A 23,183-nucleotide genomic window follows, 5' to 3' on the forward strand; every position below is an offset into this window, starting at 1 on the left:
AACGAGTTCGAGGCATCCGAAAATATAAATATTTCGCCTGTTACCGAATAACACGATGGACGACATACTCCTGGCAGTCGATGGGAACGAGGGCACCGAAACCGCGATCGAACGCGGCATCAGCCTTGCCGACCAGTACGGGGCGAACCTCCACATCCTCTACGTCGTCGACACTGGCGCCGTGCCGGCGCTGGCCGATTCCGCAGCGGTCATAGAGAAGCTACAGAACAGGGGCGACGATGCGCTGGAAGACGCCGTCGAACGGGCGGAACGAGCGGGCCTGGACACGATCGAAACGAACGTGGAGCACGACCGTCCGTCCGAAGGAATCCTGGAATACGCCGAGGAGAACGACGTCGACCTGATCGTCATGGGGACCCGTGGCCGGGCGGGACTCGAGCGACGACTGCTCGGTAGCGTCTCGGATCGGGTCGTTCGTCTCGCCGAAATCCCGGTGCTCACCGTACCGGATCGAGAGTAGTCCCGCCTCACATCCCGGCTCCGCCGAGCGGAACCGCGACGGGAAGGTAAGACCGGGCGCCAGGACGGACTCCAGTCGAGGACGGGATAGTCGTCCAGATCGGGATCAGAACAGCATCGCGCCGTGTTTCCGGCCCGGACGGTACTTTTCCTTCCCGTCGTACACTTCCAGCCGGTTTGCGACCTCCGCCCGGAGGTCGCGGGGCGGGACGAGTTCGTCGACGACCATCTCGGAGGCGAGTTTGTGGATGTCGATGTCCTCGCGGTACTCCTCGCGGAGTTCCTGTTCGCGCTGTTTTCGCTTTTCGGGGTCGTCGATGTCGGAGAGTTTGTTCGCGTACACGGCGTTGACCGCCGCCTTCGGACCCATCACGGCGATTTCGGCGCTCGGGAACGCCAGCGTCGCGTCGGTATCGAAGGCGGGGCCGGCCATCGCGTAGGTCGCCGCTCCGTAGGCTTTCCGGACGAATACAGCCACCTTGGGGACGGTCGCACACGAGGTCGCAAAGATGAGCTTCCGCCCCTTCTGCAGGATCGCGTCGCGTTCGACCTCCTCGCCGACCATGTAGCCGGGCGAATCACAGAGGTACAGCAGCGGGATGTTGTAGGCGTCACACTGCCAGACGAATCCCGCGGCTTTCTCGCTGGAGTCGGGGTATATCGCTCCCGCCCTGACGGCGGGCTGGTTGGCGACGATGCCGACCGTCCGCCCGTTGATCCGTGCCAGCGCCGTTATCATCTCGGAGGCGAACTCGGGTTTGAGCTCGAGATACGAGCCCTCGTCGACGACCCGGTCGATCAACTCCGTGACGTCGTACCCCTCGTTCGGATCGTTCGGAACGACGGTGTCTATCTCCCGGGGGTCGCCCGCGGGCGGGGTCGCCTGCCTTCGGTCGGGTCGCTCCGTGTAGTTCTGGGGCAGGTAATCGAGCAGCCGGTGGACGGCGTTGTTGGCCTCCGCTTCGTCGTCGACGACGAGGTCGACGCTCCCCGTGTTGCGGGCGTGCATCTCGGGACCACCGAGCTCTTCGATCGTGGTTTCGGCGCCCGTCACCATCTCGACCATCCGCGGGCTCGCGATCGCCATCGCGCTGATGTCCCGGACCATGATGAGGTAGTCGCTGAAGACCGGCTGGTAGGCCGTCCCCGCGAAGTTCGGCCCGTACATGACCGCGATCTGTGGCACGCGACCGGACATGACACACTGGTTGTAGAACTGCTTGCCGCCGTGGTACCGGTTCGCATAGAAGGTCGACTGGACGTCGATCCGGCCCCCGCTGGAGTCGATGAGGTAGATGATCGGGGCCTCGGTCTCGATCGCCTGTTCCTGGATGCGGATGAGCTTCTCGAGGGACTTGTCCGCGAAGGTGCCGGCCTTGACCGTGTAGTCGTTGGCGGCGAAGAAGGCCTTCCGGCCGTCGATCATCCCCGCGCCCGTCACGATCGCATCGCCCGCGAGGTTCTCCTCGGCCTCGTACTGGGCGAACGTGCCGTCCTCGAAGAGGATCTCGTCGAACATCCGGTCGATCCGCTCTCTGACGAACAGCTTGCCGATCCGTTCGAGCTTCTCGTGGCCCCGCTCGGGACCGCCCTGGAGGATATCCTCTATCTCGTCGATGACGGCCTGCTCGCGCTCGGTCGCTGCCCCTCCCTCGAAGTCCCGTCTCGGGAGGCCGATCCGGTCTTCGGTCGTGACGACGCTTCCGTCGGACTCCTCGACGAGTCGGACGCTCGCGCCGAAGTGCTTTGCGAGGGCCGCCGCTATCGCATCCCGTTCCTGGTCGGTGGTGTCGCCGAACGCGCCGGAGACTTCCATGGTTGACACAGTGCGTTCCGGGGTAAATAACCTACCGTCGGATCGATCCGGGGACCGACCGAGCCGTCGGGTGGAAGGACAAGTATAACAACCCCGCAAATCGATTGTTGGCTCATGTTCGACAAGGTGTTAGTCGCCAACAGGGGCGAAATCGCCGTCCGGGTCATGGCCGCGTGCGAGGAACTCGGCGTCGACACCGTCGCCGTCTACAGCGACGCCGACGAGGAGGGCGGCCACGTCAGGTACGCCGACGAGGCCTACAACATCGGGCCGGCGCGTGCAGCCGAGTCGTATCTCGACCACGAGGCGGTCATCGAGGCCGCCGAGGAGGCCGACGCCGACGCCATCCACCCCGGCTACGGCTTCCTCGCGGAGAACGCCGAGTTCGCCGGCAAAGTCGAGGACGTCGAGGGGGTGACGTGGATCGGTCCCTCCGCCGAGTCGATGGAACTGCTCGGCGAGAAGACGAAGGCCAGAACGGTCATGGACGAGGCGGGCGTCCCCATCGTTCCGGGGACGACCGACCCCGTCGAGACCGCCGAGGCGGTCGACGAGTTCGGCGAGGAACACGGCTACCCCGTCGCCATCAAGGCCGAGGGCGGCGGCGGCGGCCGCGGCATGAAGGTCGTCCGGAGCGACGACGACGTCGAGGCCGAACTCGAGAGCGCCAAACGCGAGGGCGAGGCCTACTTCGACAACGACTCGGTGTACCTCGAGCGCTACCTCGAGACCCCCCGCCACGTCGAGGTCCAGATCCTGGCCGACGAACACGGCAACGTCCGGCACCTCGGCGAGCGGGACTGCTCGCTGCAGCGCCGCCACCAGAAGGTCATCGAGGAGGGACCGTCACCCGCCCTGACCGACGAACTCCGCGAGGAGATCAGCGAGGCCGCAAGACGGGGAATCGGCGAAACGGGGTACACCAACGCCGGCACGGTCGAGTTCCTCGTCGAGGACGACCCCGAACGAGGGCCGGACGAGTTGCTCGGCACCGACGCTGACTTCTACTTCCTGGAGGTCAACACCCGTATCCAGGTCGAACACACCGTCAGCGAGGAGTTGACCGGCATCGACATCGTCAAGTGGCAGATCCGGGTCGCCGCGGGCGAGGAACTGGACTTCTCGCAGGACGACGTCGAACTCGACGGCCACGCAATCGAGTACCGCATCAACGCCGAGAGCGCAGGGGAGGACTTCGAGCCGACCACGGGGACGGTTACCAGGTACGACCCACCCGGTCGGATCGGGGTCCGTCTCGACGACGCGATCCGGCAGGGGGACGACATCGGGAGCGACTACGACTCCCTGATCGGGAAGCTGATCGTCCACGCCGGCGACCGCGAGGAGTGTCTGGCCCGCTCGGACCGCGCGCTCGCGGAGTTCGACCTCGCCGGCGTCCAGACGACGATCCCGTTTCACCGGCTGATGCTCGACGACGACACCTTCGTCGACGGGTTGCACACGACGAAGTACCTCGACGGGATCGACCGGGAACGGCTCGCGGAGGGCACCGAACGGTTCGGCGGAGACGACGAGGAGGCTTCCCCCGACTCCGAGCGGACCCTGACCGTCACCGTCGGCGGAAAGCAGTTCGACGTCCGCCTCGAGGGAGAGCCAGTCGCCGGGGGTCGAGCGGCGAGCGAACGGGTGACGGCGAACCCCTCGACGGACGGCTCGGCGGGAGCCACCGCCGGGACGACCGAAAGCGCCGACACGGGCGCCGACACCACCGATCCCGTCGACGTCGACGACGGCGACGGCGTCGTCGCGGCGGAGATGGACGGGACGCTGATCGGCGTGCGAGTCGACGTGGGGGACGCCGTCGAGGCGGGCGACACCGTCTGTTCCCTGGAGTCGATGAAGATGGAAAACGAGGTGACGGCAACCCGGACGGGCGTCGTCGCCGAACGGTTCGTCGAGAAGGGCGACAGCGTCACCGCCGGCGATCCGCTGTTCCGTCTCGACACCGAGTGAGCGTCCCGCTGTCGGCGTGACGGCGGCAGCGCCGCCCGAAGTTGACCGAAGCTTTATGACGATATTGGATGAAAGAGCGTACTATATGCGACGGACAGCAGCGACCCGGCGGAGCCGCAAAGCCGACCTGACTGCCGGCAGCGAACCGGATCACGGAACGGGGGACCGCTGACCATGGCCGGAAACGACGAGCAGTTCCTCGGCGAGACGGTCGTCATCACCGGAAGTAGCCGGGGGATCGGGCGCGCCACGGCCATCGAGTTCGGGAGCCGTGGTGCGGACGTCGTCGTCAACTACCGCTCGAACGAGGCGGCCGCCGCCGAAGTCGTCGAAGAGATCGAGGCGGTGCACCCGGAGGCGACGGCGACCGCCGTGCAGGCGGACCTCTCGCGGACCGACGGCGTCGACGCGCTGTTCGACGCCGTCGACGAGGAGTTCGGACGCATCGACGTCTTCGTCCACAACGCTGCGGTGACCGCGTTCAAGCCGCTCGCCGACGTCTCCAGAGAGGAGATCGACCTGACGTTCGACCTCAGCGTGCACGGGTTCGTTCTCTCGGTCCAGCGGGCGGTCGAACTCATGGACGAGGGTGGACGGATCGTCTCGATCTCGGGGATCGACGCCACCTACGCGATGCCGGGACACGGACTCCTCGGTGCCGCCAAGGCCGCACTCGAGGAGCTCACGAAGTACGTCGCCGCCGAGCACGGCGAGGACGGGATCCGGGCGAACTCGATAAACGTCGGGGTCTCCCGGACCGACTCCTCGGAGTACTACGCCACCACCTCGGAGGACGCCCAGGAGTTCATGGACATGCTCGTAGACCAGACGCCGCTCGGTGAGATCACGCCGCCGGAATCGATAGCGACGGCGGTCACGATGCTCTGCAGCGAGGACAGCCACGACGTCAGCGGACAGGTTCTCCACGTCGACAGCGGTCTCACGGCGCGGCTGTGAACCCACGGCCTCGGCCCTATCCGGGCCGGTAGGCGCGACCCCGAAACGTCGCCACCCGGCCTCCGCTCTCCTCGGAGACCACGACCTCGTACTCCCCGGTTCGACCCGAGACGTGCGTCTCCCGTGCGGTCGCGGTGAGCACGGTGCCGGTATCGACCTCGGAGAGATAGGAGACGTTCGCCTCCATGGCGACCGCCGTCTCCCCGTGGGAGTTAGAGGCCGCCGCGAACGCCGCATCGGCCAGCGAGTAGATCGCTCCCCCGTGGGGCATCCCGTAGAAGTTCGTCAACGCCGGGGTCACCTCCAGACGCGTCGTGGCGACGCCGGCCTCGAGATCGACGAGTTCGATCCCGAGCAGCTCGCAGTACGGATCGTCCTCGATTCGGCGCCGTATCGCTTCGATGTCGGTCACGTCACCCAGCACGCGCTTCAGCAGCAAATGTCTACTGGGCGGGGGCGGGGGATTCGGCGGGACGGGGCCGACCGGAGCGACTCGAGATCGCCGACTCGTCAGCGGACGGCGCCTCGGGTGTCCCTCGGTCGCCCGGAAACTTGCTCCCGAATGTTTATGGAGAGTCTACGGAAACGATACTTCGATGGCATACGACGCGATCCAGTACGACGTCAGCGAGAACGTCGCGGAGGTAACCTTCGATCAGCCGGACAAACGGAACGCGCTGAGCCAGGCGCTGATCGCCGACACGATCGACGCGCTCGACCGCGCCGCGGACGACGACGAGGTCCGGGTGGTGCTGTTGACCGGGGAGGACCCCGCCTTCTGCTCGGGCGGCGACCTCGAGGAGTTCCAGGAGATGCGGGAGCAGTCGCCGGTCGAACTCCTCGAAGAGGCCTCGACGGACCTCCTCAAGCGACTCGCCGAGTACAGGAAGCCGATCGTGGCGGGCGTCAACGGGGACGCCGTCGGCGGCGGGACGGGCATCGTCGCCGGCTGCCACCTCTCGTACGCCGACCCGGATGCAAGCTTCGGGACCGTCGAGATCCGCATCGGGATGTTCCCGTTCGCCATCCTCCCGCTGTTGCGCGATCGGCTCGGCGACGGGCGGGCGCTCGAGCTGGCGCTGACGGGGGAGCTCATCTCCGCAGAACGGGCCGCCGAGATCGGGCTGGTGACCGAGGTCGCGGAGAACCCCACCGACCGGGCGCGGGAGGTCGCCCGACAGGTCGCGTCTTTCAGCCCGCTCACCCTCCGGGTCGGGATGCGGTCGTTCCGCGAGACGGAGGACATGAACACGACGAAGGCGATCGACGCGATGAGCGCCTACCGCGCCCCGATCTACAAGAGCCGGGATCTCGAGGAGGGCGCCACGGCGTTCCTCGAGGACCGGGAGCCGGAGTGGGAGGGCTACTGACCGGTCACTCGGGGACGTCTTCCGACGGCAGGTCGGCGTCGATCTCCATCCGGAGGATCGCGCCGCTGTAGGTCTTGCCGAGGTGATCGAGCTGTAGCGAACTCATCCCGCCGCCCCCGAGCGCCTCCTCGAGGACGAAGTTGAAGCCGTGGATGTTCGGCATCTCGTAGCGAGTGACCGCACCGTCACACAGCTCGTCGAAGTGGTCGGCGACCCGTTCCTCGGTCACCTCCTCCCGTATCACCTCGTAGTAGGCGGGGTCGCGGGCGAGGACGCCGACGTTCGAGACGTTCCCCTTGTCGCCGGAGCGAGCGTGGGCGATCTCCCGGAGCAGGACCATGGTCAGTCGTCCGCCTCCACGGAGAGTTCGGGGGCCGTCGTGTCGACCGTGACGGTCGGGGAGACGTCGCTCTTCGGGACCGTACACGGCCAGAAGGCGAGCACGTCTTTCGGCTTCGGTCGCCCGGCTTCGACGGGTGCCCACGTCGGCGGTCCGCCGGTGCCGATCGCCATGGCCTGCTTGCCGAACTCGTAGATCGGACCCTTCTCGTCGGACTTCACGGCCATCCGGAGGACGATCTCGTTGGGGTCGGCCGGCTCCGGTGCGATGCCGGGATGGGCGCCGTCGTAGCCGACGAAGTCGGCCTCGATTTCGAGGTCAGAACCGGGATCGACCCCGGCCCGTTCGAGACGCCGTTCGATTATCTCCTCGGCCTTGCGGGCCTTCTCGAGGGCCTCCGGCCACGAGTAGAGGACCAGCAACTGCGCCTTGTACCCGTCCGTGTAGAGGGCGGTTACCTTCAGCGAATCCGGCGGTTCAGCCCCGGAACAGCCCGTGACCGCGACGCGATCCTCGCCGACCTGTTCGAGCGAGAGCGACGTGAAGTCGACGGTGACGTCCGGCAACTGGTAGGCGTTCGGGTCCTTGATCTCGTAGACGAGCTGTTCTTTGACCGTCTCGGTCGTCACCATCCCGCCGGTATCGTCGGGTTTCGTGACGACGAACTCGCCGTCGGGCTCGAACTCGGCTATCGGGAACCCCATCCGGTCGAAGTCCACCTCCTGCCAGTCGGTGAAGACCCCGCCCGTCGCCTGCACCCCACACTCGAGGATGTGTCCCGCGACCGCTCCGCTGGCCAGTCGGTTGATATCGTCGGGCTCCCAGCCGAACTCGTGGACGAGCGGCGCCATCACCAGCGCCGCGTCGACGCATCGCCCGGTGACGAGGAGGTCCGGGTCGGCCTCGAGGGCCTCCACGAGCGGGAACGCCCCGAGGTACGCGTTCGCCGAGACCAGATCGCCCTCGATGGTCTCGAAGGACTCGCCGGTGTCCATGTTCTCGAAAGAGACACCCTGCCGGCGGAGGTCCGGCACCCGGTCGTAGATGTCGTCCCCGGAGACCGCGGCGACGGTCACCGGCTCGTCGACTGACTCGGCGACCTCGAAGACCGCATCGCGGCACGCCTCCGGGTTCACGCCGCCGGCGTTCGCCAAAAGCGTCACGTCGTCCTCGACGAGCCGTTCCAGCGAATCGGCGACGTGGTCCGGGAAGTCGCGGGCGTACCCCAGCGAGTCGTCCTCGTCGTACTGCCGTTTGAGGATCGCCATCGTCGTCTCCGCGAGGTAGTCCATCGCCACGTAGTCGAGCGAGGGCGGGTTCTCGAGCAGCCGCTCCAAGGCCTGCGGATCGTCGCCCCAGTACCCGGACGCGTAGCCTATGCGAACCATTACCGGCGAGGTTCGAGACACAGCGTAATAATGGTTGGGTCGGGGCGAATGGCGGGACTGCGCCGCCGTCGGCCGACCGAGGGGCGGTGTCGGGCACCCGCGAGACGGGCGCCCTGGGAAACCTATAAGGCGTTCTCGGCGCAGTATCGTGACGGGATGCCATACGTTCCACCGTCGACCGTCCTCGGTCGGCTCTCGGAGTTCACCGCCGACACGGTCGTCGACGCCATCGGCGAGGAGTCGACGTTCGTCCGCGCTCAGGTCGGGTCGATGTCGAGTACGCTCGGGTTCCTCGCGCGCGAGGTCGAGCACCGCGACGAGTCGATCCTCGAACGGCGCCGGGCGCTGCTCGACGCGCTCGACGAACTCGAAGGGGTCGGCGGGGCGGCCGCCGACGCCTTCGTGGCCGACCAGCGCGAACGGGTCGAGGCGGTCGAGCCCGTCATCGGGAACGCCGACGATGTCGAGACCGCCGTCCGGGAGACGCTCGGCGAACTGCAGCGCGCCGTCGACGACGGGACCTTCGGGGCGGAGACGCCGGAGGCGCGGGCCCGCCTCTACGAGCTGTTCGAGCACCGCGTCGAGAGCCAACTCCACGTTCTGGGTCGAACGGAGTAGTCGCTCGGGGTGGCGTTCAGGCGGTCTCGACGTGGTTCCGAAGTATTTCGAGGAGGTCCTCGAGGAGTCCGGGGATCGGGTACTGGAGCCACACCTGCCGGACGTCGTCGCTCTCGCCGCGGTCGTACCGGTCGACCCCGGTGAGCAGGATGGTGATCATCACGAAGATGGCGAACGCCTGCCAGTACTCGACGGCGTAGCGGTCGACCGTCCGCCCGGTCAGCTCCTCGTACCGGTCGTAGTACCACTCCCGGTCGGCGACGGCACAGACCAGTTCCGTCGGTTCGTCGATCAGCTTCCCCGCCAGATACGGCATACTCGAGTAGCCGAGGTCGTACATCGGGTCCCCGAGTCGGGCCATCTCCCAGTCCAGAAGCGCCGTTATCTCCCCGTCGTCGATGAGCATGTTGCCGATGCGGAAGTCGCCGTGAACGACGGTGAGTTCGTCGATTTCGGGAGGATTCTCCCGGAACCACCGGATCGCCTCGTCGACGATCGGCTCCGAACGGAGGTCGTGGCTTTCGTACTTGCCGACCCAGCGGTCGAGTTCCCGCTCGACGACGCCGTCGACGCCAGGGTTCTCCATGAACGGGACGTCCTCCGGTGACATCGAGTGGACCTCCGCGGCGGCGTCGACGAACCCCTCGGGGAGCCCGTTGCGTGTCTCCCAGGCGTCCTCGAGCATCGCCCGGTCGGAGCCGCGCCACGTATTCGGCGCCTCCCCGGAGACGTGATCGACGACGAAGAACGGCGCCCCGATGACGTCCGGGTCGGCCTCGTACCAGTGCGTCCGCGGAACGGGAGCGTCCGTCTCCTGGGCCGCGTCCATGACCCGGTACTCCTTCTCGAGGTCGGTGTCGAGCACGCCGCCCTCGGCCTCCGACCGCAGGACGAACCGGTTCGTGGTCTCCCCCTCGTCGTCCCACGTCGCGGTAAAGGAGTAGGTGTTCCGGGACCACCCCTCGGGGTGTTTGACCAGGTCGCGTACGGCCACCGTCTCGGTTCCGAACCGTCCGACCAGATACTCCTCGAGGGCGTCCGTCGTCACGGGCTCGGTCATGGATCGCCCCCGAAACGTCCGCCGTCGGTACGCGTTGCGGGCTCGAAGCCTGCCATACCGGCGGTTCGCCGGCGCGGATATTAGTAGTTTGCCCACGCAGGTAAGCGGCGTTTACCCACCGCGGGATGTGCCGTATCGCGTTCCGAGACCCCGTGCTGTAATCGAACGCTTCGACAATATTACTCCAAATAAAATCAAAAATTTACCTCCATTCGGATTTCTAACCGACGTAGCTGTACAAACCCTACACAACCAACCCATGGTTTTAATACGTATGATATTGAGGTCCGTCATGGGCTAGCATGGCAGTATCAGGAATACCAACACTGACGGTCGCAACGTACGCCGCGATCATCCTGCTGTTCATCGTTTCGGCACTGTACGTCGGATGGCAGTTCGAGCCGCTCCCGGCCGAGGAAATTCAGGCGATGGTGGACGAGGGTGATCGCAATGATTGAACGGATCCCGCTGCAGACGTGGGGGCAGGAGTTGCCGATCGACTTCTCGTCGAACGCGGCCATCGCGCTGTTCGTCGTGTTCTCGCTCGTGATGATCGGGATCGGACTGTACGCCTCGCGTTCGCAGGACAGTGAGGAGGACTACTACGCCGCCGGTCGTGGCGCCGGACTGTGGGTCATCGCGCTGTCGGCGTTCGCGTCCATCCAGAGCGGGTGGGGACTGGTCGGGACCCCGGGCACGTACCACCTGCTCGGGCTGGAACCGCTCGTCTGGTTCACGTTCGCGCCCTTCGGGATGGTGCTGGGGTACTTCCTCCTGGCGCGGAAGATGCGGGTGCTGGGCGAGGTGAAAAACGCCATGACTGCCCCGGACGCCGTCTACCACCGGTTCAAGGACGAACGGGCGCGGCTGCTGGCCGCCACCGCCGTCTTCCTGGGCGTCATCGGCTACCTGGCCGCCCAGTACGCGGCGCTGGGCGTCATCGGCTCGCTGATCCTGCCGGTCGGGTTCTTCGAGGCGCTGCTGATAAGCTTCATCGTGGTCGGGCTGTACACCGTCCTCGGCGGCATCCTGGCGGCCATCTGGTCGGACGCAGTGCAGGGCGCGATGATGGCGCTGGCGGGGCTGTTCACCGGCTGGTACCTGTTCACCAACTATCCGGGCGGCCTCGGTGGGGCGATGGGAACGCTCTCCGCGGAGGCACCCCAGCTCCTGCAGCTGAAGCTGCTGGGTGCCGGCGGTGTCGCGCCCATCGGGCTCAGCCTCTCGGTGATCATCATCATGTTCACGATTCCGGCGCTGCCGCACCTCATCACGCGGTTCTACATGACCCGGACCGTCGGCGCGCTCAAGTGGGGCGCGCTGATCACCGGCGGCGCGTACCTGGTGACGACGCTGATCTGGTGGACTGGCCCGGTCATGCGGGCGGCCGTCATCGACGGCTCCATCCAGGTGCCCAACCCCGACACCGCGATGCCGCTGGCGCTCATCAACTTCGCGCCGCCGTTCATCGCGGCGTTCGTCCTCGTGGCGGTCATCGCGGCCGTGATGTCGACGAGCAACGCCTTCCTGAACCTCGGTGCGGCCTCGATCATGCACGACGTCGTCAGCGAGTACATGGGCAAGGACCTCACCGACGACCAGGAGGTCCTGTACGGACGGATCACGACGGCGGCCGTGCTCGTCGGCGCGTTCGCGCTGGCGGCCGGCTCCGGCTCGCTGGTGTTCGTCCTCGGCGCTGCTGGCTGGGGCATCTTCGTGAGCGTGCTCCTGCCCGGCATCGTCTTCGGCTACAACTGGAAGGGCGCCACGACCGAGGGGCTGCTCGCCGGCGGGAGCACCGCCCTCGTGTTGACGCTCGTGTTGGCGTACGGCGGCCAGTTCGGCCTCCTGACCCTGCCGATGGGCTTCCTGGGCGGACAGGTCGCTACCGTCGCCGGCGTCGTCGTGTTCATCGCCGTCTCGCTCGTGACCTCCTCGAACACCTACGAGGACCTCGACAGGGAGACACAGATCGCTATGGACACGCCGAAACTCGGCGACGGGTCGTCCTCGACGCAGCCGGAGGGCGTTCCGAGCGACGACTGAGGGCGCGAGCGGTCCGGCTTTCGCGGGTTTTTCGCACGATCCGAGACCATCACGGTAGCGCCCCGCCTCCCCCGTCGAGGACGGCGGGGGCTTCAGTGGTAGCGATCAGCGAAAACGACGACCGCCTCGCGTTAGTGCCCGACACAAAACGACGACCGCCGACGACCGCCTGCCGTCAGTCGTCCAGTCCTTCCCGCTCGCGGAGGTCCTTGCGTCGGACCTTGTCGGTGACGGTCTTCGGGAGTTCGTCGATGAACTCGAGTTCGCGGGGGTACTCGTACATCGCCAGATTGTCCTTCACGTACTGTTTGAGTTCGCCTTTCAGTTCCTCGGTCGGCTCGTCGTCGCCCGCGAGGACGACGAAGGCCTTGGGTACCTCGCCGCGCTCGTCGTCGGGGACGCCGATGACGCCGGCGTTGGCCACGGCGGGGTGGTCGGCCAGCGACTCCTCGATTTCGCTGGGGCCGACGCGATAGCCGGCGGTGAGGATCACGTCGTCCTTGCGGCTGTGGAACGAGTAGTAGCCGTCCTCGTCCTTCACGCCGAGGTCGCCGGTCAGCACCCACCCGTCGCGGATCTTCGCCTCGGTCTTGTCCGGCTTGTTCCAGTACTCCTTGAAACAGACGGGGTCGCCCTCGTACTTCGCGGCGAACTCGCCGACCTCGCCGGGGGCGACCGTCTCGGAGGGGTCGTGCTGGTCGGCCAGCCTGACCTCGTGGCCGGGGAACTCGACGCCGATCTTCCCGATCGGGACGTCCATCAGCGCCTCACAGGAGCCGACCAGCAGGTTCGCCTCCGTCTGGCCGTACACCTCGTTCAGTACCGCTCCCTCGAACCGCTCGTCGACCCACTCGACGATGTCGACGCCGACGGGCTCGCCGCCGGTCGGCACGACCCGGACGGTCTCGGCGTCGTACGTCTCGACGCCGGCGGCCCGCATCATCCGCAGCGCCGTCGGCGGTGCGAAGTAGCTCGTCACGTCGTAGCGGTCGATCAGCTCGAATGCCGCCTCGGGGTCGAACTCGCCACCGTCGTAGGCCACCTGCGGCAGCCCGTAGAACATCGTCGGGAACACGTAGTCGAACACGAGGACCCAGGCCCACTCGGCCGGCGAGAAGAACACGTCGTCGTCGTTCAGCTCCAGGTTACACCAGGCGGTGAGATACGACGGCAGGTGGCCGAGCAGCACGCGGTGGGCGTGCCGGACGCCCTTCGGTGCCCCCGTGGTCCCGCTCGTGTAGACGATGATCAGGTCGTCCTCGGCGGCGGTGGTCGCGTTCTCGAAATCGGCCGACTCCTCCTCGATGGCCTCCCAGAAATCCGTCTCGTCGTCCGCCACCTCGACGTCGCCGACGGTCAGCGTCGTATCGAGGTCGGACAGCGAGTCCTTCATCTGCCGGTAGGGGCCGATGTTCGAGGCGTCGATGACGGCCGCCTTGGCCCCCGAATCGCCGAGGCGGTACTCCAGGGCGTCCGGCCCGAACCGCGTACTCAGCGGCACCGAGACGGCGCCGAGCTTCCAGGCCGCGATGTGTGCCATCAGCGTCTCGGGTCGCTGCGGCAGGTTCACCCCGATGCGGTCGCCGCGCTCGATGCCCTGTGCGGCGAGGTAGTTCGCCAGGCGGTTGGCCTCGTCGCGGATGTCCGCGAACGTGTACGACTCGGCCGTGTCCGCGTCGTCCTCGAAGTACAGCGCCGTCCGCTCCTCGTCGGCGTCGGCCCACCGGTCGCAGACGTAGTCGGCGGCGTTGAACTCCTCGGGGACCTGCCACTCGAAGGAGTCGTACAGGTCCTGATAGTCGTCCCATTCCTCCTCGTGGAAGTAGTACGCCTCTAAACGCTCCATGTGAAACAGACTACACGGGTTCAAATAAAATTATGCCCCCGCACTCGCGTCTTTCAGTCCCACTCCAGTTCCGACCGACGACGGATCAAGAGTGTCAGCACGCACTCGAATATCGTCGTGTCGTCCTCGGTGACGACGGTCATTGCCATGTCGATCATGCCGACGTCCTCGCGGCTGATGTCGTGGATGTCGACGACCTCGAGTTCGACGTGAATCGTCTCGTCGATCGGCAGCGGGTTCACGAACGAGACGTCGTCCATCGAGGCGAGGCCGCCGGAGGTACGCTCGAGGAAGCCACACCGGAACATCAGCCCGATCGCGATGGAGAACGTCAACGGACCGTGGGCGATCCGCTGACCGAAGGCCGACTCGCGGGCGTACTCGGCGTTGGTGTGGAACTCGGTCCAGTCTCCCGACAGCATCGACTGCATCACGACGTCGGACTCGGTGATCGTTCGGCCGGGGCTGACGAACGTCTGTCCGACCTCGTAGTCCTCGAAGGCGTGCGGCTCGTAGCTGTACGGCATGAATGCGGGATCGGACGGCTGATAGCGTATTGAAACTGTGGGTCGAGCGGTGTTCCGATCCCCACTTGTCGGTATCCGGATGGAGTGTGACCGGTATTTCGACGCCCCGAGGAGCGACCGACGCCGGGGGTTACGTCTCGGCGACGATGTCGGCCCAGCCCTCGTGGTAGTCGGCGAGGTAGTTGAACTCCGTGAGGACCTCGGCGAAGCGCCACTCCCCGTCGACGCGACGGTACGTGTCGTCGTACCGGCCCTGAATCCACCCCGCACTCCCGTCCGCGAACGTGCACGGGACCTCGACGTACCACTGGCCGGTCGCCGTGTCCCCGTCGATGTCGATCACCGGGTTGTGGAGCATGTGGACGAGGAAGGGGTGTTCGGAACCGACGATCTCCTCGGCGAAGCGCCGGACCGACGCCCGGCCGTCGAACGTCCCGACGGGGCCGAAGTCGAGGTGGGCATCCTCGGTGAAGAGCGCCGCGAAGCCGTCCCAGTCGCGGTCGTCGGCCCGATAGCAGTACTCGTGTCGGAGTTCGGCGATGGCGATCCTGTCTTCGATCCTCGCGAGTCGGTCTTCCAGTGCCATGTTGGCACGGACGGCGAGACGGGTCTTAAACCGTCGGTCCGTGGGCGGTAGCGAGACGACGGCGCCCGGATCGCCGATTTGCGGTGGCTCGCGGCGGGTCGCCTTCGGCCGCGAACGCCCCGGCGGAATCAGGAGGTACGGTAGCCGCCGTCGACGACGAGGTTCTGCCCGGTGACGAAACTCGCCCCGTCGCTGGCAAGAAAGAGAACGGCGTCGGCGACCTCTCGTGGTTCGCCGACCCGGCCCATCGGCGCCGCCTCCATGCTGTACTGGATCGTTCCATCGTGGGTGTCCCTGCGGAGCATCGGCGTGTCGATGAAGCCCGGCGAGACGGCGTTGACGCGGATCCCCTCGCCGGCGTAATCGCGGGCGATCTGTCTCGTCATCGCGACGACGCCGCCCTTCGCGGCGCTGTACGAACAGCTGTTCGGTGCCCCGACGACGCCGAAGACGCTCGCCACGTTGACGATGGCCCCGCCGGTGTCCTCGGCCGTCATGCGCTCGACGCCGGCCAGACAGCCGTGGTAGACGCCGGTGAGGTTGACCGAGAGCGCCGCCGACCAGTTCTCCGGGGTGGTCTCGGTCAGCGCGTACGACTCCGCACGACCCGCGTTGTTCACGACGACGTCGATCCCGCCGGTCAGTTCGACGGCCCGGTCGACCGCCGCTCGAACCGCCTCGAGGTCGGTGACGTCGGTCTCGACGTACGCCGCGGTCCCGCCGCGGTCCTCGATCAGTTCGTCGGTCGGCACCTCCCCCGCACGCGGTTCCCGACGGAGGTCGGCGTTCACCACGGCCGCCCCGCGGTCGGCCGCCCGGAGCGCAATCTCGCGTCCGACTCCCGAACTCCCGCCCGTTACCAGTACCGTCTTCCCGTCGAACCCGGTGGTCTCCTGCATGCCCGCTGGTCGCCGGTCGGGAGAAAAAACCTTCCGGCGGTCGGCGCGCGACCGGGCCGATCGGTCGTCGACCGATCCGCGAGTGGACCGCCGACGCCGGGCGACCGGAGCGGTGACGGCCGGCGGGGCGGGGCGGTCACCATCAGATCGGTCGAGCGAAGACGTATGGCCGGCGTTCGACATCGATGAGCCCCTGCTCGGCGAGGTGGACGGCGTACACCGACGCGACACGGGTGAGCATGTCGACCGAGCTGTTCGTCGCGTTGAGCGCTTTGACCGCGAGTTCCTGGGCAGTGAGGGGCCCCTCGGACTCGACGGTGTGCAGGACCGCCGTCTCGACTCGTTCGACGTTCGTCAGTGCGTCCTCGATGCGCGCCCGTGGATCGTCCATCGGCTCGCCGTGACCCGGCAGGAGTCGGGACGGATCGTACTCGCGGACGCGTTCGAGACTCCGCTTGTAGTCGTCGATGTTCCAGTGGACGGCCCCGTAGGGGAAGTGTCCGTTCTGTGCGAGGACGTCGCCCGAGAGCATCGTTCCCGACGGTTCGTGGTACACGGCGATGTGTCCGGCCGCGTGGCCGGGCGTGTGAACGACCTCACAGTCGTAGTCCCCCAGACGGACCGTGTCGCCGTCCTCGACGACGCGGGCGACGTTCAACTCCGCTTCGAGGTACTCCCGGTCGAGAGGGAAGTACGTCTCGTTGTGTTCCTGAACGGAGCCCTCGTCGGATTCGTCCGTGAAGAAGCGGACGGAGAGGTCCACCATCTCCTGTCGGGCGTCCTCGAGGTACGACGTGTACTGCGACAACACCCGTTCGGTCCCCCGGGAGACGACGTGTGGACGTTCGGCGAGCGTTCGGATCGACATACTCCCGCCCGCGTGGTCGATATGGCAGTGGGTGAGTAACACGCGTTCGACGCCGTCGAAGATGCCGTCAGCCAGTTCCTCGCGGAGACGTTCCCGGGAGTCCGAGTGGACGTGGCCGGTGTCGACGAGCGTATCCCCGATCCGATAGAGGTTCACCGGGTCGTAGTACGGCTGTGGCAGCTGGATTCGCTCATACTCCATGTCGCTTGCTAGTGGAGCGGCGGAATAAAAGGTTCCACGGCGACGAGACGTGAACTCGGACGCGCCGGCCGCCTCGAACGGACGGACGGGAAACGATCGGCCGTCTCAGTAGGAGAACGGCCACTTCCTGAAGTACTCTTTCACCTTCGCGAGATACGAGATCACCCCTTTCGGTTCGACCATCAACACGCCGATGATGAGCGCCCCGAAGACGGCGTTGCGAACGCCGCCGACCGCGATGTCGACCCCGATCAGCTCGAGGACGACGGGCGCGTACTCGAACAGGAGCGAGTCGAACGGCAGGAGAATACTGGTCCCGATCAGGGCACCCCAGGCGTACCCGAGCCCGCCGAGGATGAGGATGGTGTAGTGTTCGATGGTGACGAGGAAGTTGAAGTGGCCGGGATCGACGAGGCCGATGTGGAACGACCACAGGCCGCCGGCCAGGCCGACGAAGAACCCGCCGACGAAGTACGCGAGGAGCTTCGTCTTGAACACCTGCAGCCCGAGGACGTCGGCAGCGAGGTCGTTGTCCCTGACCGCGCGCATCGAGCGGCCGATCGAACTCCGGCTCAGGTTGACGGTCATGAGCAGCACTGCGAGCAGGATACCGAACATCAGGTAGTAGTGTTCGAGGCTGCCCGACTGGATCCGGAAGGCCCCGCCGATCAGCCCGATCTCGACCGGCATGGTGTGCTGGGAGCCGCCGGTCAGCCACTCGGCGTTCTCGTTCGTGAAGAACCAGTTTGCGATGAACTGCAGAACGAGCGTCGATATCGCCACGTAGTAGCCCTTCACGCGGTAGGAGGGGAGCCCGACGACGAGCGCGATGACCGACGTCAGGGCCCCGCCCGCGAGCACGGCGGGCAACAGCCCGATACCGAACTCGAGGAGGTTCACGGTCGTGTAGGCGCCGATCCCCATGAACGCCCCCTGTGCCAGCACCAGTTCGCCGGCGTACCCGACGATGATGTTCAGCCCGAGGATGGCGACCGCGACGATGAATATCTGGATGACGTTCGTCCGGGACAGGATCGGGATGGACTCCAGAAAGAAGGGCAGGAGTAGCGGTACCGGTAGCCCGAGCAACAGCGCGGCCCACTCGATCCGCCAGCGGATCAGCCCCATCCGTCCCGTGTACTCGGTGAAGTACTCGCCGCAGGGCATTACCGCTCACCCCCGGCCGGTGCCGTCGGTCGGTCGGCGGACAGTTCGTCGGCGCGTTGCCGTCCCGTTCGTCGGACGTGTCGTCCAGTCGTTGGTGTCATAGTCGTTCGATCCGCTCCGTTCCCAGCAGTCCGTACGGTTTCACGATGATAACGCCCAGCAGGAACAGCATCGGCAGGACCGGGTCGAACCCCGATCCGTAGATGGGGGTGTAGTAGAACCCCCCCAGGACCTCCAGCGTCCCGACGGCGATGCTCCCGATGTAGGCGCCGATGAGGCTGTCCAGACCGCCGAAGATCGCGGCCGCGAAGATCAGCACGATGATGATCTCGAAGTTGAACGTCGCACCGCCGAGCGACATCCCGATCAGGATACCGCCGATGATCGTGATCGCAATCGAGAGAACCCACGCGATCTTCGTCGCCTGGGAGATGGAGATGCCGAGCAGCACCGCGGCCTGCTGGTCGGCAGCGGCCGCTCGGAGCCCGGCCCCGAGCACGGTGTACTTGAAGAAGGCCACGAGAGCGGCCAGAATGACGAGCGACGCGACGATGCCGATCGCAAAGGAGCCACGGATGTCGAACCCGAACGGCAGCATCACCGACTCCAGAAGGATCGCGTCGGGGTAGCCGAAGTAGAGTCGCCCCCCGACGATGGCCTCGACGACGCCCCCGATCACGGAGATCAGGGCGATCGTGACGAGGACGTACGATAGCGCCGGTTCGCCGACGAAGCGCCGGAACACGAACCGCTCGAGGAAGAGGCCGAGGGCGACGGCGGCCACGAGCGACAGCGCCAGCGCGGCCGGGACCGACAGCCCCCAGTCGGTGAAGATGACGACGGTGAACGCGCCGAGGACGATGAGAATGCCCTGGGCGAAATTGAGCACGTCGGTCACCTTGTACACGAGGACGAACCCGATGGTCGGCAGCGCGTACAGCGACCCCTGGCCGAGCCCTCGCAGCGCCAGTCGGCCCAGCCGCCGCCAGTCGGTGGTGAACGTCGCCCCGGCGAAGTAGACGACGCCGATCAGTCCGACCGCCACCGCGATGCCGACGCCGACCTTCCAGGCGTCGCCCCGTCCTTCGACGAACGGCCCCCAGTAGTAGTTCCGGTTCTCGACCAGCACCGACAGCGCGAGCACCGACACGGCCGTCAGGAGGTTCAGGCTCCCGATCAGTTCCCGACCCAGTTGCCCGTTGCTGAAGGTCGTATACCAGAACTGCAACCAGATGAACAGCCCGACCACAAGGAGGCCGAACCCCCATCCTGCGGGGCTGTCCCGGTGAATGAGGAGCGCGGTGCCGGCGGTCAGGACGGCGGCGACCCCGAACACGGCCAACGCGGCCGTCGAGTGGCCCGCGCTGGCACCGAACCCGACGAACGCTACCGCCACGACGACGACCACGGCCAACAGCCCGAGCGCCGCCTTCCGGTCGCGTGGCGAGGTCAGGTAGTCACTCATCGGTACCCTCCCCGACGGTCGTGATCGCCATCGTCTCCGTCTGTTCCTCCTGTCTGCCGTCGCTGTAGGTGATCGTCAGGGTCATCTCGACCTCCGTTCGGTCCGAGTACAGCGCCTCGATCAGCGTGTCGTACCGTTCCTTGATCGGCTCCCGGCGCAGTTTCCGGGTCTGGGTTATCTCGCCGTCGTCGGGGTTGAACTCCTTGAACAGCGAGACGAACCGGTCGATGGTCACCTCCTGTTCCGCGTTGGTCTCCCGGACGATGCCCTCGAGGAGGTCGGTCACCGCCGGGTGCTGTGAGAGCTCGCTGTAACCGCTGTACTGGATGTCGTTTTGGTCGGCCCACTCGGCGACGTTGTCGTATCTGATGTTCAGGATCGCCGTCAGGTTGGGCCGGTCGTCGCCGATGACCATCGCCTCCTTGATGTACGGGTTGAACTTCAGCCGGGTTTCGATGCCGACCGGCGCGACCGTCGTCCCGTCGACCATCTCGATGACGTCGTCCATCCGGTCGAGGATCTTGACGTGTCCGTCGTCCGTGATCGTCCCGAAGTCGTCGGTGTGGATCCAGCCGTCCTCGATTGTCTCTTCGGTCTTGTCGGGCTGTCGGTAGTAGCCCGGCGTCGTCGTCGGCCCGCGGACGACGAGTTCGCCGGTGTCCAGCTCCCCGACCTCGATGTTGGGAAGCGGCTGTCCGGCGGTGTCCATCCGGACGTCGCCCTCGCGGTGGACCGTCACGTACGCACACGCCTCCGTCTGGCCCCACGCCTGCTTGATCTCCAGGCCGAGTGCGTGGTAGAACTGGAAGTGCTCCTCTCCCAGCGGCGCGCCGCCGGTGTAGATGTTGTCCACCTGCTTGAGGCCGAGCTTGTCGAGGATCGGCCGGTAGGCGACCCAGTAGGACAGCCAGTGGAGACCCCGCAGGGTCGTCGGAACCTCCTCGTCGCTGTTCTCGCCGCTGACGTAGGAGGCGTAGCGGTGACCGATGTCCATCGCCGTCTCGTAGACGAACCGTTTGAACCGGGTCGTGTTCTCTATCTGGGCTTTCACGTCGGCGACGAACTCCTCGTACATCGCCGGCGACGCGAGGAAGAACTCCGGGCCGATCTCCCGGAAGTCCTCGGTCGTCGTCTCCTCCTCCTCGGCGAAGTTGACGACCCACCGTTCGTAGGGCGCCATCGCCATCAGCTGGACCTGTTCGCCGATCCAGGGCATGGGCAGCACCGAGAAGTAGTCGCTGCCCGCCTCGAGGGGATCCACCTCGAGGAACGAGCGGGCGACGTTGATGAAGTTGCGGTTCGTCAGCCGCGTTCGCTTCGGCGTGCCGGTCGTCCCCGAGGTCGGAGCCAGCATGATCGTGTCGGTCGGCTCGAGGGTTGCGACGCGCTCCTCGAAGTCCGAGATGCCGCCGGTTGCGAGCTCCCGACCGCGGTCCTCGAGGGTCTCGTAGGCGATCAGCTCCAGGTCCGGCTCGTCGTACCGGAACATCCCCTTCTGGTCGCGGTAGACGATGGCCTCCAGCGACGGGAGGTCGTCCTTCGAGGCGAGTATCTTGTCGACCATCTCCTGGTCCTCCGCGAAGGCGACCCGGGCCTCGGTGAGGTTGATCTGCGTCGCTATGTCGTCCGGCAGCATCTCGGAGTAGTTCGGCGCCGGGATACCGCCGAGCGCCTGGGCGGCGAACCACGACCACAGCTGCTGGGGCCGATTGTACCCGATGGTAAACAGCACGTCGCCGTCGCCGAACCCGAGATCTTCGAGCCCGAGCGTGCAGAACCGGACCCGGTCGAGGTACTCCGACCAGGTCACCTCGGTCCAGATGCCGTGGTGTTTCCAGCGGAGCGCGACCTCGTCGGGGTGGTCCCGTCCGTTCTCCAGCAGCGTCCCCAGCAGGACGGCGTCCTCCACTTCGAGGGCTCCCTCGGGGGCGTCCGTCCGGTCGACGATCGGGAGCGTACTCTCCTGGTCGCTCTCGAGTTCGCGGCCGGTCGAGCCGGTCATCCGGTGTACACCTCCTTGACGTGGGGGTCGTTTGCGACCGTCTCCGGCGGGCCGTCCGCGATCACCCGTCCCTCGTTGAGCGCGACGATGCGCTCGGAGACGCTCGTGACCACCTGCAGGTCGTGTTCGATCATGATGATCGTCAGTCCCTCCTGTTCCCAGAGGTCGCTTATGAACCGGACCATGTCGTATTTCTCGTCGAAGGTGAGCCCGCTCATGATCTCGTCGAGCAGGATGACGTCGGGGTCGAGCATCAGCGAACGGCCGAGGCTGATGCGTTTCTGGATGCCGAGCGGGAGCGATCCGACCGGATCGTGTCGGTACTCCCACAGCTCGAGGTAGTCGATCATCTCCTCGACCGCCCGGACGTTCTCCGCTTCCTTGCGGCGACCGGGACCGACCCACAGCAGCGCCTCCCAGAGCCGGACCGGCCGTGTGAGTCCCCGGATGGTGAGCATGTTCTCGACGGCGTCCTCGTCTTCGAACAGTTCGCCCTGCTGGAACGTCCGGCCGAGCCCCCGCCTGGCCCGCTTCCACGGCGGCAGGAGGGTGATGTCGTCGTCCTGGAGGTAGATGCGCCCCTCGTCGGGCTCGTTGAACCCGTTGAGGAGGTTCAGCAGGCTCGTCTTGCCCGCGCCGTTCGGCCCGACGATCGACACCCACTCGTTTTCCTCGATGGAGAACGACACGTCGTCGACAGCCAGAACCGAACCGTACGACAGCTTGAGCCCGTCACACGATAGTGCCGACACGTCACACCCACCTCTTTCGGATCTTGTAGTGTTTGATATCGGCGTAGGGGTCCTCTCCCTCGTCGTGTCCGATGAAGAACTCCTTTATTTCCTCGCGCTGCAGCAGCTCCTCCGCTCGGTCGTGGAGCTCGATCTGGCCGTTCTCGACGACGTAGCCGTAGTCCGCGGCGTCGAGTACCTTGTCGACGTTCTGGTCGGCGATCATCATCGTCACCTCCTCCTCGCGGTTGATGCGTTCGATCGTCTCGAAGATATCGTCGACGAGCTGTGGGGCGAGCCCGAGCGACGGCTCGTCGAGTATGAGCAGCCGGGGGCTGTGCAACAGCGCCCGCGCTATCACGAGCATCTGCTGTTCGCCACCGCTTATGTAGCCCGCCTTGGTGTCGAGTCGCTCCTCGAGCCGCGGGAAGTACTCGAAGGCGAGTTCGTAGTCCTCGGGGTCGTACCGGAACCGCTTGTCGTTGCGGTAGAGCCCACACCGGAGGTTCTCCTCGACGGTCAGCGTCTCGAAGACGTGTCTGTCCTCGAGGACGTGGGTGACGTTCCGGTCGACCATCTCCTGGGGGCCGGCGTTGGTCACGTCCTCGCCGTCGAAGTGGACGCTCCCGCGCGTCACGCGTCCCCGTTCGAGCTGGCCGATCCCCGAGATCATCTTCAGGATGGTGCTCTTTCCGGCGCCGTTCGGACCGATGAGGGCGACGACGTCGCCTTCGGTGACGTCGACCGAGACTCCCTGGCAGGCCAGGAAGTATTCGTCGTAGACGATCTCGCAGTTGTCCATTACGACGAGCGGCTCGTCGCTACCGTTGCCCTCCGGCATC

The 23,183-nt window shown here is 66.2% G+C and carries 22 protein-coding genes; 7 read left to right on the forward strand and 15 right to left on the reverse strand.

Annotated elements, in window-relative coordinates:
• Positions 1 to 55: 55 nt before the first annotated feature.
• A complete protein-coding gene (locus tag NLF94_RS15610; RefSeq protein WP_254838559.1) occupies positions 56 to 481 on the forward strand; it encodes a universal stress protein in 426 nt (141 codons plus the stop codon).
• A gap of 105 nt (positions 482 to 586) precedes the next feature.
• Here the strand turns inward: NLF94_RS15610 and NLF94_RS15615 are convergent, their stop codons facing one another.
• On the reverse strand, positions 587 to 2,296 hold the full coding sequence (locus NLF94_RS15615; protein ID WP_254838560.1) for an acyl-CoA carboxylase subunit beta: 1,710 nt from the start codon (positions 2,294 to 2,296) through the stop codon (positions 587 to 589).
• A 114-nt stretch (positions 2,297 to 2,410) separates the two neighbouring features.
• On the opposite strand from NLF94_RS15615, the gene NLF94_RS15620 reads away from it, so the two are divergent.
• Both NLF94_RS15620 and NLF94_RS15625 read left to right on the forward strand, forming a co-directional pair.
• Positions 2,411 to 4,270 (forward strand): acetyl-CoA carboxylase biotin carboxylase subunit, encoded by a 1,860-nt coding sequence (locus tag NLF94_RS15620; RefSeq protein ID WP_254838561.1) that lies wholly within the window; start codon positions 2,411 to 2,413, stop codon positions 4,268 to 4,270.
• A 174-nt stretch (positions 4,271 to 4,444) separates the two neighbouring features.
• Positions 4,445 to 5,227 (forward strand): SDR family oxidoreductase, encoded by a 783-nt coding sequence (locus tag NLF94_RS15625; protein ID WP_254838562.1) that lies wholly within the window; start codon positions 4,445 to 4,447, stop codon positions 5,225 to 5,227.
• A 16-nt stretch (positions 5,228 to 5,243) separates the two neighbouring features.
• On the opposite strand, the gene NLF94_RS15630 is transcribed toward NLF94_RS15625, so the two are convergent.
• A complete protein-coding gene (locus tag NLF94_RS15630) occupies positions 5,244 to 5,639 on the reverse strand; it encodes a PaaI family thioesterase (protein WP_254838563.1) in 396 nt (131 codons plus the stop codon).
• Positions 5,640 to 5,823: 184 nt separating this feature from the next.
• Between NLF94_RS15630 and NLF94_RS15635 the strand changes: the two genes are divergently transcribed.
• Positions 5,824 to 6,597 carry an enoyl-CoA hydratase/isomerase family protein gene (locus tag NLF94_RS15635; RefSeq protein WP_254838564.1) on the forward strand — a complete coding sequence of 258 codons (774 nt, stop codon included), beginning with the start codon at positions 5,824 to 5,826 and terminating at the stop codon, positions 6,595 to 6,597.
• Positions 6,598 to 6,601: 4 nt separating this feature from the next.
• On the opposite strand, the gene NLF94_RS15640 is transcribed toward NLF94_RS15635, so the two are convergent.
• Entirely contained in the window at positions 6,602 to 6,937 is a 336-nt protein-coding gene (locus tag NLF94_RS15640) for an AtuA-related protein (protein WP_254838565.1), read from the reverse strand.
• A 2-nt stretch (positions 6,938 to 6,939) separates the two neighbouring features.
• Positions 6,940 to 8,325 (reverse strand): acyclic terpene utilization AtuA family protein, encoded by a 1,386-nt coding sequence (locus NLF94_RS15645; RefSeq protein ID WP_254838566.1) that lies wholly within the window; start codon positions 8,323 to 8,325, stop codon positions 6,940 to 6,942.
• Between the two features lie 156 nt (positions 8,326 to 8,481).
• Here NLF94_RS15645 and NLF94_RS15650 point away from each other — a divergent pair, with 156 nt between their 5' ends.
• Entirely contained in the window at positions 8,482 to 8,943 is a 462-nt protein-coding gene (locus tag NLF94_RS15650) for a hypothetical protein (RefSeq protein ID WP_254838567.1), read from the forward strand.
• Positions 8,944 to 8,959: 16 nt separating this feature from the next.
• Here NLF94_RS15650 and NLF94_RS15655 read toward each other — a convergent pair whose 3' ends face one another.
• Positions 8,960 to 10,003 (reverse strand): phosphotransferase family protein, encoded by a 1,044-nt coding sequence (locus tag NLF94_RS15655; RefSeq protein WP_254838568.1) that lies wholly within the window; start codon positions 10,001 to 10,003, stop codon positions 8,960 to 8,962.
• 302 nt (positions 10,004 to 10,305) lie between these two features.
• On the opposite strand from NLF94_RS15655, the gene NLF94_RS15660 reads away from it, so the two are divergent.
• Both NLF94_RS15660 and NLF94_RS15665 read left to right on the forward strand, forming a co-directional pair.
• Positions 10,306 to 10,461: a hypothetical protein gene (locus tag NLF94_RS15660; RefSeq protein WP_254838569.1), complete on the forward strand. Its 156-nt coding sequence runs from the start codon at positions 10,306 to 10,308 to the stop codon at positions 10,459 to 10,461.
• Positions 10,454 to 12,049 carry a sodium:solute symporter family transporter gene (locus NLF94_RS15665; protein ID WP_254838570.1) on the forward strand — a complete coding sequence of 532 codons (1,596 nt, stop codon included), beginning with the start codon at positions 10,454 to 10,456 and terminating at the stop codon, positions 12,047 to 12,049. Before NLF94_RS15660 ends, NLF94_RS15665 begins: the two co-directional genes overlap by 8 nt.
• A 175-nt stretch (positions 12,050 to 12,224) precedes the next feature.
• On the opposite strand, the gene NLF94_RS15670 is transcribed toward NLF94_RS15665, so the two are convergent.
• From NLF94_RS15670 to NLF94_RS15715, 10 genes are all read right to left on the reverse strand, one after another.
• The gene (locus NLF94_RS15670; protein WP_254838571.1) at positions 12,225 to 13,895 is read right to left on the reverse strand and encodes an acetate--CoA ligase; all 1,671 of its coding nucleotides are present in this window, start codon (positions 13,893 to 13,895) and stop codon (positions 12,225 to 12,227) included.
• A gap of 53 nt (positions 13,896 to 13,948) precedes the next feature.
• A complete protein-coding gene (locus NLF94_RS15675) occupies positions 13,949 to 14,422 on the reverse strand; it encodes a MaoC/PaaZ C-terminal domain-containing protein (protein WP_254838572.1) in 474 nt (157 codons plus the stop codon).
• Positions 14,423 to 14,552: 130 nt separating this feature from the next.
• A complete protein-coding gene (locus tag NLF94_RS15680; protein ID WP_254838573.1) occupies positions 14,553 to 15,008 on the reverse strand; it encodes a nuclear transport factor 2 family protein in 456 nt (151 codons plus the stop codon).
• A gap of 128 nt (positions 15,009 to 15,136) precedes the next feature.
• Positions 15,137 to 15,907, reverse strand: coding sequence for an SDR family NAD(P)-dependent oxidoreductase (locus NLF94_RS15685; RefSeq protein WP_254838574.1), 771 nt, complete (start codon positions 15,905 to 15,907; stop codon positions 15,137 to 15,139).
• 142 nt (positions 15,908 to 16,049) lie between these two features.
• The gene (locus tag NLF94_RS15690; RefSeq protein ID WP_254838575.1) at positions 16,050 to 16,976 is read right to left on the reverse strand and encodes an MBL fold metallo-hydrolase; all 927 of its coding nucleotides are present in this window, start codon (positions 16,974 to 16,976) and stop codon (positions 16,050 to 16,052) included.
• Between the two features lie 105 nt (positions 16,977 to 17,081).
• Positions 17,082 to 18,143, reverse strand: coding sequence for a branched-chain amino acid ABC transporter permease (locus NLF94_RS15695; protein WP_254838576.1), 1,062 nt, complete (start codon positions 18,141 to 18,143; stop codon positions 17,082 to 17,084).
• Between the two features lie 97 nt (positions 18,144 to 18,240).
• Complete coding sequence (locus NLF94_RS15700) at positions 18,241 to 19,608, reverse strand: branched-chain amino acid ABC transporter permease (protein ID WP_254838577.1); 1,368 nt, start codon at positions 19,606 to 19,608, stop codon at positions 18,241 to 18,243.
• Positions 19,601 to 21,610 carry an AMP-binding protein gene (locus NLF94_RS15705; protein WP_254838578.1) on the reverse strand — a complete coding sequence of 670 codons (2,010 nt, stop codon included), beginning with the start codon at positions 21,608 to 21,610 and terminating at the stop codon, positions 19,601 to 19,603. Before NLF94_RS15705 ends, NLF94_RS15700 begins: the two co-directional genes overlap by 8 nt.
• The gene (locus NLF94_RS15710) at positions 21,607 to 22,362 is read right to left on the reverse strand and encodes an ABC transporter ATP-binding protein (protein WP_254838579.1); all 756 of its coding nucleotides are present in this window, start codon (positions 22,360 to 22,362) and stop codon (positions 21,607 to 21,609) included. Before NLF94_RS15710 ends, NLF94_RS15705 begins: the two co-directional genes overlap by 4 nt.
• A 1-nt stretch (position 22,363) precedes the next feature.
• Positions 22,364 to 23,182 carry an ABC transporter ATP-binding protein gene (locus NLF94_RS15715; RefSeq protein ID WP_254838580.1) on the reverse strand — a complete coding sequence of 273 codons (819 nt, stop codon included), beginning with the start codon at positions 23,180 to 23,182 and terminating at the stop codon, positions 22,364 to 22,366.
• Position 23,183: the final 1 nt, after the last annotated feature.

This window comes from Natronomonas marina (genome assembly GCF_024298905.1).
GTDB classification, from domain to species: Archaea; Halobacteriota; Halobacteria; order Halobacteriales; family Haloarculaceae; genus Natronomonas; species Natronomonas marina.